The organism is Saccharospirillum sp. ABV4_185 (assembly GCF_056159245.1).
The window spans coordinates 694,570-707,003 of record NZ_JBSWUW010000001.1; the positions used below are offsets into that span (position 1 = coordinate 694,570).

Below are 12,434 nucleotides of genomic sequence, written 5' to 3' on the forward strand. Positions count from 1 at the left end.
CGGGAGACGGCAGACGCCTGATACAGACCGCAGCATGCTGCGGTCCCCCTAACGGGCGTCTCCCGTCAGCGCAGCGAGCATAATGCGTCTCCCCTTTTTTTAAGCCTCTGGCTTAAAAAAAGAAATACCGAATCGCGCTGGCGATCAATACCAGTGGCACCAGTATCATGATCCACTTGCTGTATTTTGCCATCTGCTCTTCAGAGACTTCCGAGCCACGTGCCGAGGTCACCTTAAGCACAATCACGATGGCGATCGCTAAAACCAGAAGAATGGGAATGATAGGTGGCATCAGGCAACTCCAAATAATTCGTGCAGACGGGCGCCGGGATCGTCGGCGCGCATAAAGGCTTCACCGACCAGAAAACCGTGAATATCGTGCGACTTCATCAGCTGCACATCGGCAGGTTCGAGAATACCGCTTTCGGTAATCAGGGTGCGGCCGTCATCGACCATATCCTTCAGCGTCAGCGTCGTATCCAACGTTAAATTAAAGGTGTGCAGGTCGCGGTTATTGATGCCGATCAAGGGCGTCGACAGCGTCAGTGCCTGACGCATTTCCTCAGCGTTGTGCACTTCCACCAGCACATCCATACCCAGCTCCAGGGCCTGGTCGTGCAAGGCTTTTAATTGCGCCGGTTGCAGTGCTGCAACGATCAATAAAACACAGTCGGCACCGATCGCCCGTGCTTCGGTAATCTGATACGGATCAACCAGAAAATCCTTGCGGATCACTGGCAGTGAGCAGGCCACACGCGCGGCTTTTAAATAGTCTTCATGACCCTGGAAAAAATCGCGGTCGGTGAGTACCGACAAACAGGCCGCGCCGCCCTTTTCATAACTTTGTGCAATGGCCGCCGGGTCAAAATTTTCACGTAAGACGCCTTTCGATGGCGAGGCTTTTTTCACCTCGGCAATCACCGCCGACTGAGCGCGTTGCACCTTCTCGCTGATTGCTCGGGCAAAACCACGCGGCGCCGGTTGATCATCAAAACGCTGCTCCAGTTCGCGGCTTGAGACCTGGGCCGAACGCTCGGCAATTTCTTCGGCTTTGCGCGCCAGAATCTTTTTTAAGATCGTCGGAGTGTCGTTCATCAGGCCCCTGCCAAAGCGTCCGTAAAGGCCGCCAGTTCTTTCATTTTCTCAAACGCCAAACCGGTGGAAATGGCATCCTGCGCCATCGAAACACCGGCTTCCAGGCTTTGCGCAACGCCGGCAATATAGATAGCCGCGCCGGCATTAAAGGCAATTAAATCCGCAGCGCGGGCAGCGACTTCATCGTCAGCACCGGTCAGCGCTTCGCGAATCAATTGATAACTTTGTTCGGCCGAACTCACCGCCAGACCCGACAAACCCTGAGTCGCCAAACCAACATCTTCCGGGCGCACCGTGTAGGTGGTCACGGCGCCGTCTTTTAACTCTGCCACTTCGGTAGCGCCGCCAATGCTGAACTCGTCCAGACCATCGCGCGAGTGCACCACCAGCACATGCTCACTGCCCAGACGATGCAACACATTGGCCAGCGGCTCACACAGATTGGCGCTGAATACACCGATCACCTGACGCTTCACGCCCGCCGGATTGGTCAAAGGGCCGATCAAATTAAAGATGGTGCGCATGCCCAGTTCTTTGCGCGGGCCGATGGCGTGTTTCATCGCCGAGTGGTGGGCGGGTGCGAACATAAAGCCGACCCCGACCGAATCGATAGCGCGTGCAGTCTGCTCGGGCGTGAGGCTGATATTAATGCCGGCCGCTTCCAATAAATCGGAGCTGCCGGAACTGGACGAGACACCACGATTACCATGCTTGGCGACTCGCACGCCGGCAGCGGCGGCGACAAAGGCAGCGGCGGTGGAGACATTAAACAGATCCTGGCCGTCACCGCCGGTGCCGCAGGTATCGATCAGATGATCACCATCGACCTCAACCTTGGCCGAGAGTTCGCGCATCACCATCGCCGCACCGGTGATCTCTTCGATGGTTTCACCCTTCATCCGCAAGCCCATCAGGAAGGCGCCGATCTGAGCATCGGTGCATTCGCCAGTCATGATCTGACGCATGACCGCCTGCATTTCATCCTGGCTGAAATGCCCGTGTTCCGAGATGCGTTTTAACGCGGCTTTGATGTCCATGACGACGGCTCCTGGCTGGCTCGAATCGATAACGACCGACTATATCAGATCGCATCCCCCAGGTTCACTCCAAGGCGGTTTTGGCTTCGACCTGACGCAGAAAATTAGCCAGCAGGTCATGGCCAGCCTGAGTCAGAATGGATTCAGGATGAAACTGTACGCCTTCGATCGGCCAGTGCCGATGGCGCAGTCCCATCAAAACAGCGGTATCACCCTCATCCACCCAGGCGGTGGCTTCCAATGTGGCCGGCAGGCTGGCGGCATCGACCACCAGAGAGTGATAACGCGTCACTGTTAAAGGCATCGGCAAGCCAGCAAAAACGCCGGCCTGCTGATGTCGAACCGCGGAGGTTTTACCGTGCATCACCTTGGGCGCGTGAACCACACGAGCACCATAGAGTTGAGCGATGCACTGATGCCCCAGGCACACACCCAGAATCGGCATACGGCCAGCGCAGTGTTCGATAGCGGCCATTGAAATACCCGCGTCATCCGGCATTCCCGGCCCAGGTGAAATCATCAGAGCATCAGGTGCCAGCGCATCGATGTCGTCCAGAAGGGTGGCATCGCTTTGCTGCACCACCACCTGTGCACCCAGCTCCTGCAGGTAATGCACCAGGTTGTAGGTGAAGGAATCGTGGTTATCGAGCATCAGGATGCGCATAAAAACAGTCGGGCTGGGGCAAACGGCTGGCGAGTTTAGCACTGGCACAAAGACTGCTAAAGACTGTCTTAGACTGGTATAGAGTCTGTTAGCAACGATTGCCTATGCCTTACCAGGCAAGGCTTGCACGCCGATCCATCAATAACGCACCAAAAAAGGGCAAGGAGCGCCCCCTAACAACACTAACGAGCCGATGGCATGACCGCCTCCCAGAAGATCTTCAAGGTACGCCGGCACTACAACAAGTGGGTCGCCAACCAGACACTGGAAGACTACGCCCTGCGTTTTACCGCCCACAAAGGCCGGCGCATGAGCATCGACCGCGTCGGTCACACGGCACTCGGCGCCACCGCCTTTTTAGCCCTGGAAGGCATCGCCGCTGCGGTGACCCTCAGCTACGGTTTTATTAATACCGTGGCCGCCATGCTGGTGGTCTGCGCGCTGTTCTTTATCACCGGTTTTCCGATCACCTACTATTCCGCCAAGCACGGCCTGGACATCGATCTGCTGACCCGCGGTGCCGGCTTCGGTTACCTCGGCTCGACCATCACGTCGCTGATCTACGCCTCCTTCACCTTTATTTTCTTCGCCATCGAAGCGGCCATTCTGGCTTCGGCACTCAAAGCCTTGCTCGGCATTCCTTTGGCGATTGGCTATTTGCTCTGCGCGGTGGCGGTAATTCCCATCGTCACCCACGGCATTCGTGCCATCAGTAAATTCCAGGCCGGCTCGCAATGGATCTGGCTGGCATTGCAGTGCGCGGCGCTGGCGGTGGTTATCGTGCATGACTTTAATTCGATACCCGACTGGACTCAGTTCGCGCCGGCCGATTTACCGGCGGCAGGCGAGTTCAATATCCTGCTGTTCGGCGCCGCCGCCTCAGTGTTTTTTGCGCTGGTCGCACAGATCGGCGAGCAGGTCGATTACCTGCGCTTTCTGCCAGAAAAAACCGCCGCCAATCGCAAACGCTGGTGGTTCTGGTTGATCCTCGCCGGTCCCGGCTGGGTGTTCTTCGGCGTCATTAAAATGCTGCTCGGCTCCTTTCTGGCGTTTCTTGCCATTCGTCAGGGCATACCGGCAGAAACCGCATCCGACCCGACGCATATGTATCAGACGGTGTTTTTCTATCTGACTCAATCCGATGCCATGGCGCTGATTCTGGCCGCGCTGATGGTCATCCTCTGTCAGATGAAAATTAACGTCACCAACGCCTATGCCGGCTCCATCGCCTGGTCGAATTTCTTCTCGCGCTTAACCCACAGCCATCCCGGCCGGGTGGTCTGGCTGGTGTTCAACGTGACCATCGCATTGATCCTGATGGAGCTGGGTATTTACCAGTCGCTGGAAGCCATTCTCGGCGTCTTCGCCATCGTCGCGGTCAGTTGGTTGTGTTCACTGTCGGCCGATTTGCTGATCAACAAACCGCTCGGTTTAAGCCCGGCCCACGTCGAGTTTAAACGCGCCCATCTGTACGACATCAACCCGGTCGGCACCGGCTCGATGTTGATTGCCACCGCTCTGGGCATGCTGGCCTATTTGGGTTTGTTCGGTGAGGTTGCAGCAACGCTGGCGCACTTTATCAGTTTGGCGACCTGTTTCGTTTGTGTGCCCGCCATCGCCTGGCTGACCAAAGGTCGTTATTACCTGGCGCGACAATCACCGGAATTGATTCCGCTGGCGCGGCATAAAACGACGGCGACGCATCAGACCTTAACCTGCGGCATTTGCGAGAACGATTTCGAAGTCGAAGACATGAGTTATTGCTCGGCTTACCAGCAACCGATCTGTTCGTTGTGCTGTTCGCTCGATGTGCGTTGCCTCGACAGCTGCAAACCCCAAGCACGTTTGTCGCAACAATTAATCGATTCACTGCGCCTATTATTGCCGGTCAAAGCGGTGCGTTGGGTAAATTCACGCCTGGGTCGCTTTGTCGCCATTCTGCTGATCATCAACCTATTAACCGCCGCGCTATTGGCACTGATTAACCGCCGCATGTCACCCACCACAGCCGGTGAGGTTGCGCTGCTCGATCAAACCATGGGCACTTTGTTTTTTACCTTGCTGATTGTCTCCGGTGTCATCGCCTGGTTGTTTTTATTGGCACACGAAAGTCGCGTCGTGGCACAAAAAGAATCCAATCGGCAGACACAAAAACTGACTCGGGAAATTGAAGCCCACCAACGCACGGATTTAGAGTTGCAACGCGCCAAAGAACTGGCCGAACGCGCCAACGCCGCCAAAAGCCGTTACCTGACCGGTCTCAGCCATGAACTGCGCACGCCGCTGCAATCCATCCTCGGTTATGCCCAGTTGCTGGCCGATCGCAACGACACTCCAACCAGCCATCAACACGGTCTGGCGACGATTCGCCGCAGCGGCCAATACCTGACCGATTTGATCGAAGGCTTGCTCGATGTGTCGAAAATTGAAGCCGGACGACTCGATCTATACCGCAACCGAGTGCAGTTACCAGAGCTGATCGATCAGTTGGAAACCATGTTCGCCATGCAGGCCGACGCCAAAGGCATCGAATTTTTTTGCATCCGTCATGACCCCTTGCCAAAGACCGTTATCACCGACGAAAAACGCTTGCGGCAGATTTTGATCAACCTCTTATCCAACGCCGTTAAATACACTCAGTCGGGCTCAGTGACCGTCGATATACACTACCGAAATCAGGTCGCCGATTTCTCCATTACCGACACCGGCGCCGGCATTCCCGATACCGCCCTGGAACGAATTTTCGATCCGTTCGAACGGGTCCGAAATGCCGACACTCCTAACCTGCCCGGCACCGGCCTGGGGCTCACCATCGTTAAACTGCTCACCGAAATTATGGGTGGTAATTTAAACGTAGAAAGCGAGCTGGGTACCGGCAGCCGGTTTAATGTCAGCCTGATGTTGCCCTGGGTCACCAGTGAAGCCGACGCCACCGATCAGCCACGCCGCATCGTCGGTTACGAAGGCTTGCAACGCACACTTTGCGTGGTCGATGACGATCCGGTATTGCGCGGTTTGCTCGCTGACTTGTTAATACCGCTGGGCTTCACCACCTTGGAAGCACACGACGCCGAAAGCTGTCTGACCATGCTCGATAAAGTCAGCCCCGATTTGTTTTTGCTCGATGTCTCCATGCCGGGCATGAACGGACTGGAGCTGGCACGAGCGCTGCGCGAACGCGATATCGAAGCGCCCATCGTTATGCTCTCGGCCGATGCACAGGAACACCAGCGCGACCCGAGCTATCAAAACGCTTACGACGACTACCTGGTCAAGCCGGTCAGCAATCAGCGACTGCTCGACAAGATCGCCTTGCACCTGAAACTCGACTGGACCTACCAGCAGGATGACGACCCGGTACAGCAGTACCAGCCTGACCAGGCACCGCCGTTAACCAAACCGATGCCATTACCCGACCATCCACTGTTACGGGAATTAAAAGCCTACGCCGAAATCGGTCATCGGCGTGGCGTTTTGACCACCCTGGAACGATTGGCCGAAGCAACGTTAATTCCAACCGAAGCGCAACAACAGTTCGAAACGCTGGCCGGACGGCTGCAATTCGATAAGCTGGCGCAACACCTGGAGTTCGAACCGAAATGACCGATCGCAACGACCTAGTGTTAGTCGTGGACGACTCGCCCGATGCGCTCGGGCTGATTCACGATGCCCTGGAAAGCGCGGGTCTGGAAGTGCTGCTGGCACTGGAAGGCAAACAGGCGCTGAGCATCGCCAAACGTATCCGCCCGGACATAATTTTAATGGATGCGCTGATGCCCAACATGGATGGTTTCACCGCCTGCGAAGCGCTCAAGGCCGACCCGGCGCTGGCCTCTATTCCAGTCATTTTTATGACCGGCCTGACCGACACCGACGACATCGTTCGCGGGCTGGAAAGCGGTGGCGTCGACTACCTGACCAAGCCAATCAACCCCAACGAATTACTGGCGCGCATGCGCGTCCATCTCAACAACGCCCGCCTCACCAGCAGCGCCCAGTCCGCGCTCGACCGCACCGGCCAGAACTTACTGACCGCCGACAAAGACGGCCAGATTCGTTGGGCGACACCCCAGACTCACGCGCTCTTTGCGCGCGCCGGCGCTAACGAAGACTGGCTCAGCGATGAGCTGGCGCCACGCCTGAGCGACTGGCTCAACCGCCAGCCCGAACCTGGCCACAGCCTGTCACTGGAACACCCGGATTATCCGTTGTCGTTGCGCTTTGTCGCTCGTCCGGCAGAGGACGAAGCCCTGCTACGCCTGATCGACGGCGAACGAGCATCGGGTGCCGAGGTGTTAAAAGCCGAACTGCCTTTGACCGATCGCGAAGCGCAAGTGCTGTACTGGGTTGCCAACGGCAAAACCAACCGTGAAGTGGCGCAAATTCTGGAACTGAGTCCGCGCACGGTGAACAAACATCTGGAACAGGTGTTTACCAAACTCGGGGTCGATAATCGCACGGCGGCGGCGGGAATGGCGTTGAAGAAGTTGGCAGTGGCGGAAGCCTAGAGCGCGTCAATAACGATCAATAAAGTCTGCCAACATGGACTGGCTGACTTGCTGGTAAATCTCATGAATTTGGTGCACTTCATGGTCCGTATCGGTAGCTGAAAAACGCTCGTTAAGCGCAGCAGAAAAATCGTCATCCAGATGATCGGCGATGTGTGCACGCTCAGCAAAGTAATAGGCCACATCAGCCCAGGTCCGAATATTCCAATCCAGCCTTTGCAATTGGTGACGTACTTGCCGATCGAAGGTTTCGCGATTTAAATAACGGTCAATGTCACTCTCCAATTGAGCAAGCCGCCGGCCTGTCATTGAATCTTTCAAGGCATAACGCGCTTGCTCTGCCAGGTCATCTGCAAACTCATAACTGGGAATGCTGTACAGCAGCAAATTTATAAAGAACGGCCGATCGAGATAACTTTGGGGCTGCTGATTGGATTCCTCCGCAGCCCAATACTGATACAACCGAACCTCAGGATCATAGGGGCGAATAGCCAAAGCACGACGATAGGCACGACCCGCCGCTAAAAAATCATCAGTGTCATAGTACATATGACCCAGCCTGGCCCAGCCGTCAAAGGAGGTCGGGTACCGCTCGGTATAACGCTCAGCCGCGGCCAAGGTCTCCGACAACTTAAAGCCATAACACGGACATAATGACATGGCCAAAAAGCGCTCGTTATCCGGTGCCAGCGCCAGCCCTTGCAACACCGCAGTGCGTGCTCTGTCCGGCTGATCCAAATGGTAGTAGATATCGGCCAATTCGATGTACAGTTCCAGCCAGGGAGGTCGCTCCTCCACTAAAGGTTTAAGTAGGATAAGCGATTGCGCGGGGCTGTCTGCCAGGCCATAAGTATCCCGGATATCCTGAGCGCGGATAATTCTGTGATAGTCGATAAGATTGGAAAGATACGGATAACGATCCACATTTTTCAGATAGGTCTGTATGACACCTTGCTGCGTCTCCAAGGATTCGCCAAAACGCAGCCGGTAAGTTGTCAGCACCTCCATCGCCACCGAAAAACTACCCGGGACCCGTTCGATCGCCTGATGACGAAGCTGAATAATTTCCTCATTGGTGCCCGTCCAAAGCAGGTTACGTAGCAGCCTTTTATAAGCATAAGGAAGACTTGGATTAACAGTCAGCGCTGCTTCGAGAACGTCATGATTTTGCTCGCGAATCAACCCTGCCTGATAGATATGTAACGGATGAGTTTCTTCATCAGACTTTAACCCCTTCTCTGCGCTGACCGACAGATTAAGCAACTGGGATTTGAACATTAAAGCGTGATAGTTTTCTGGTTCAATCAAAAACCAGTTTTCTATGACTGTGCGAAATTCCTCATCGAGAACAACGCTGTCCTCGTACCATCGAATACAGCGAATTTCAGTTGAATAATCGATTCCTTCAGGATCTACGCAAGGCGCCAACATCGATTCTACGGCACTTAAATTACGCGCCCGAAGCAACTCAGTTAATCGTCGAGTTTCCTCGCTGAGGCTGGTCTGATCGTCATAATAGTATCCAGCCAGATCGGCACTGAAAGTACCGATACTTGTTGCCATTGCGGCATAAAAAGAAACTCGAACGAGTGCTAACAATGATCGACAAGACCGCATGCCAGTGGCCATCCTCAACTGGTCATCCCACCACCGGTCAGCGGTAACTCCTGACTCTGCCGATAAATAAATTCCTGCACCAGCGCATTCACTGTTTGACGAAATAGATGGTCGAGGTCAGCCACCGCATGGCCGTCCTTATCAACCGGAAATCGCAATCGAACCCGCTGGCGATAATCAATATCCAGATCATCGGCAATGCCTGCCTGATCGAACAAAAAAGTACTGACGGCATGCCAGGTTTCAAGATCCCAGGGCAGCGTCTGCAATTGTTCATTCAACCTGGGTGCCAAACTGGCAGCGTTAAGATGATCGACCAAAGCGCGGTCAAAGGTTTTTAATTCATTGACGCTCAAGCGCGCTTCGGCCTGGCGCCGAACATTGTTGCGCACCTGTGCCATCTGCAATTCCAATTGCAGGCCGTCGAGCACCAGCGATTGATAAAAATCGACTGAAGGCTGGCTCGGTTCGGGTTGCTCCAGCATCGCCAGCGCACCACCTTGATAACGCTGCATTTCGGTATCGAGCGGCCGCAATATCAGCGCCTGTCGCGCAGCATTTAAGGTTGCATGGTAATTGCCCTGATTCAGATAATCGCGCGCCAGATTACGCCAGCCATAGAATGCGCTGGGGTAACGCCCCACGTAACGTTCATTCAAAGTAATTGCTTCATCCAGACTCAAACCAAAGCAAGTACAGGCGGCGGTCGCTAAAATAAATTCGTCGTACGGCGCAACTTCAACCGCGGTTAACATCGAATCGCGCGCGGCGCTCATCTGCCCCAGCCGCGCTTTCACATCCGCCAGTGCCCAATGCAAACGCGGCCAGTTATAGCCCTGATCGGCTAAGGATTGCAGTTGCCCGAGTGCATGACCTGGGCTTTGAAATAAGGCCCCATTCATGGGCGTATTCCAGGCCTGCAAAAAGGTCGCGTAGTCGGCCACCCGATTGGCGGTGCTTTCGTCGACCTGGCGGCGATAATCCGCCACTACCGCATCGAGCCGACCATAAACACTCATACCGCCGGCCTGGTTGGCATCCAGGTAGGCTTTGGTCACCACCAGGCTGGCAGGCACCCAAAAACGGGCGCGCTGATAGACGCTTTCCACACTGTCCATTTCATCTTCATCGCTGAGCAGATGAATAGCACCGGCATAGGCGTAGGACAAATCCGGACGCAGTGACATGGCCACTTCGAAATGCAACTGCCCTAAAGAACGCAAGGCGGTCGCACGTTGGCGATAAAAGGATGGCGTGTTGCGTGGGTAATGTCGGCCCTGCTCGGCCCAGGCAGCATGCGCCTGAATTTCACCCATCAGCAAACGCGCGTGGTAATTGGTGGGTTCGGTTTGCAACCAGTGTTCTATACCGCTCAAAAAAACTTGATCAAGCACGGCTGTTGCAATGTAGAGTTCAGCGCAGCGCAGTTCCAGCGCCGGATCCTTGACTGAACTTGCCAGACAGGGTGCCAGTTGTTGGTTGGCGGCTTGATAATTGTGTTGGCGGATCTGGTCTTGCAATATTTGAGTTTGAGCCATCAGGTCGATCGGACCAAAGGCATCGGTGGGCGTCAGCGTTGTTTTAACCGGGTTGCTTTGACAGGCCGTCAGGCAACACAGAATCAGCGCAGCCGACAGCAGCCGGCCAGAGTGAATACTCACGCTCATAGTCACCTAGAGGGTGCCGCCGGTTTGCAAATAGGCTTCCAGCTTAGGCGCAAATTCCATGGCCATTTGCCGTACCACCAACTGATTCAATGCCATGACCTGGCGCACCGAACTGGGCTGGCTCAGGTCGCTGAATTTCTCCCGGATTCGTTCACGCTCTTTACTCGATTTATGTCCGGCTACATGGGAAAAATCGGCAAAATACAAACTGGTCTCGTACCAGGTATCGCGATCCCAATCCAGGTTATCCAACTGAGCGCTCAGCAAGGTTTGGAAACGTTCCAACGTCAGCTCCTGCTCGGCCAGTTGGGTAACACCCTGCCATTGTGCTGCAGAAATCTGCGGCCTCATATTGTCTTCAACATTGTCCATAAAATGACTCAGATAGAGGCTGCCACCGACGGTATAGACCGTCAGCTCTTTGAAGTACTCAAGCGTTTCAAAACTCTCGACCGGCATGCCCAGTTTGCGTTTCGCCCACTCAATATCGTACAGCGTTTCCGGAGCCCAGGGACGCAGTGCCAACGCACGTTCATAGTGACGCAATGACTCTTCATAATGACCGTGGTCGTACAGATAATCACCGCGTCTCGCCCAGCCGTAATACATATCAGGATTACGCTGCAAATGCCGTTCGGTAATGGCCAGAGAATCGGCCGGAGTCATGTCATAGCAGCGGCAATAGCCAATATTAAGTGCCGACTCGCTGAACGGATTATCCTGATACATCCTTATTAAATAAGGCCGTTCATTTTCTTCACCGCTGCGCCCACCGAGCCTGGCCATTAACGAGTTGGCTTTGTAGTCGTGCGCATTACGCGGGTAGATCGATAACAGCATCGTCCTGGCCTGCTCTGTATCCACCGGGCCACCGACACCGTCGTCCAGATCCTCGACTTTAATCAAAGTAATGTAGTCGCTCAGCTCCTGCAGATGTTCAAAACCCGGCTGAGCAGCATAGTGTTGATAGATGGCATCCATTTGTTCGTTGGAGCCACCCCAGCGCGGCTGACGGGCGTGCACAATTTCTTTGGCAATCATCAAACTGTTGGGCACAACCCTTTGCGACTGAGCGTAGGTTGCATCGACCAGAGCATCCCCGTTATCGCCCAGGGTGGAATAAATGCCGATCAGCTTTCGATAGGCATAGGGCAGATCATCACGAAGCTGCAGGGCGCGTTCAAAATAACGCCGACTGTGATTTTGTTGCTGCCTGAATTGGTACAGATAATCCGGATGGATGCGATTAGCAAACCGATGACCGCGAAGATTCCAGGCCTGGGTTGAAACCAGCTCGCCCATGATCAGCAAGGCGCTGTAATTGTCCGGTTCCAGTTCAATCCAACGCTGCATCGACTGAACAAAAGCTTCGTCCGTGGTGGGCACATCGAAGAACAGCGAACTGCAATCATCTTCGGCAATGGCATCGCTGGCATCGTAGTCTAAACAGGACGCTAACAACGCCTCGGCGTCACTATAACGCTGCGCCCGAATCAACCGCTCCAGTGCCACTACCTCGCCTTGCCAGCCATCGTATTGATCGGGGTTGAGATGCAACTCATTGGCTGCGGCATCGACCTCAGTCGGTGGTGGCAAAGGTGGCATGCTTTGGCATCCCGCCACGACAATACAGACAATTAACAGCGCAGATAATCGCATATTCAGATCCCTTACTGCGGATAAACCAACGAATAGGAACCTTCAGCTTCGCAACCGCACCGTCTTTTGTCCAAACCAACTGGCATCGAAACAGGACAATTTCGACACCTCTATCGACATTACGGCTTGTAAAACAAAGGCTTAAAAATCTCTTGAAAAAATGCCTCCGTTTTTATCGGCGCATCAA

9 protein-coding genes are annotated in these 12,434 nt (G+C 54.6%); 2 read left to right on the forward strand and 7 right to left on the reverse strand.

Translation table 11 applies throughout. The features are described 5' to 3' along the window. Positions 1 to 112: 112 nt before the first annotated feature. The 4 genes from ACXAE6_RS02995 to ACXAE6_RS03010 all read right to left on the reverse strand — a co-directional run bounded on the left by ACXAE6_RS02995 (position 113) and on the right by ACXAE6_RS03010 (position 2,796). The gene (locus tag ACXAE6_RS02995) at positions 113 to 292 is read right to left on the reverse strand and encodes a hypothetical protein (protein ID WP_475144304.1); all 180 of its coding nucleotides are present in this window, start codon (positions 290 to 292) and stop codon (positions 113 to 115) included. After that, positions 292 to 1,095 (reverse strand): indole-3-glycerol phosphate synthase TrpC, encoded by an 804-nt coding sequence (trpC, locus tag ACXAE6_RS03000; protein WP_475144305.1) that lies wholly within the window; start codon positions 1,093 to 1,095, stop codon positions 292 to 294. Before trpC ends, ACXAE6_RS02995 begins: the two co-directional genes overlap by 1 nt. Beyond that, positions 1,095 to 2,132 carry an anthranilate phosphoribosyltransferase gene (trpD, locus tag ACXAE6_RS03005; protein WP_475144307.1) on the reverse strand — a complete coding sequence of 346 codons (1,038 nt, stop codon included), beginning with the start codon at positions 2,130 to 2,132 and terminating at the stop codon, positions 1,095 to 1,097. Before trpD ends, trpC begins: the two co-directional genes overlap by 1 nt. 64 nt (positions 2,133 to 2,196) lie before the next feature. Further along, on the reverse strand, positions 2,197 to 2,796 hold the full coding sequence (locus ACXAE6_RS03010; protein ID WP_475144309.1) for an anthranilate synthase component II: 600 nt from the start codon (positions 2,794 to 2,796) through the stop codon (positions 2,197 to 2,199). Positions 2,797 to 2,994: 198 nt separating this feature from the next. On the opposite strand from ACXAE6_RS03010, the gene ACXAE6_RS03015 reads away from it, so the two are divergent. Both ACXAE6_RS03015 and ACXAE6_RS03020 read left to right on the forward strand, forming a co-directional pair. Then, complete coding sequence (locus ACXAE6_RS03015) at positions 2,995 to 6,399, forward strand: ATP-binding protein (RefSeq protein WP_475144312.1); 3,405 nt, start codon at positions 2,995 to 2,997, stop codon at positions 6,397 to 6,399. After that, entirely contained in the window at positions 6,396 to 7,304 is a 909-nt protein-coding gene (locus ACXAE6_RS03020; RefSeq protein ID WP_475144316.1) for a response regulator, read from the forward strand. The genes ACXAE6_RS03015 and ACXAE6_RS03020 overlap by 4 nt, the downstream gene beginning before the upstream one ends. A 6-nt stretch (positions 7,305 to 7,310) precedes the next feature. On the opposite strand, the gene ACXAE6_RS03025 is transcribed toward ACXAE6_RS03020, so the two are convergent. From ACXAE6_RS03025 to ACXAE6_RS03035, 3 genes are read right to left on the reverse strand one after another with little or no spacing between them, the layout of a single operon-like run. Beyond that, positions 7,311 to 8,933, reverse strand: coding sequence for a tetratricopeptide repeat protein (locus tag ACXAE6_RS03025; RefSeq protein ID WP_475144320.1), 1,623 nt, complete (start codon positions 8,931 to 8,933; stop codon positions 7,311 to 7,313). A gap of 2 nt (positions 8,934 to 8,935) precedes the next feature. After that, positions 8,936 to 10,582 carry a tetratricopeptide repeat protein gene (locus ACXAE6_RS03030; protein WP_475144325.1) on the reverse strand — a complete coding sequence of 549 codons (1,647 nt, stop codon included), beginning with the start codon at positions 10,580 to 10,582 and terminating at the stop codon, positions 8,936 to 8,938. 12 nt (positions 10,583 to 10,594) lie between these two features. Beyond that, positions 10,595 to 12,247 (reverse strand): tetratricopeptide repeat protein, encoded by a 1,653-nt coding sequence (locus ACXAE6_RS03035; RefSeq protein WP_475144328.1) that lies wholly within the window; start codon positions 12,245 to 12,247, stop codon positions 10,595 to 10,597. Between the last annotated feature and the right edge of the window lie 187 nt (positions 12,248 to 12,434).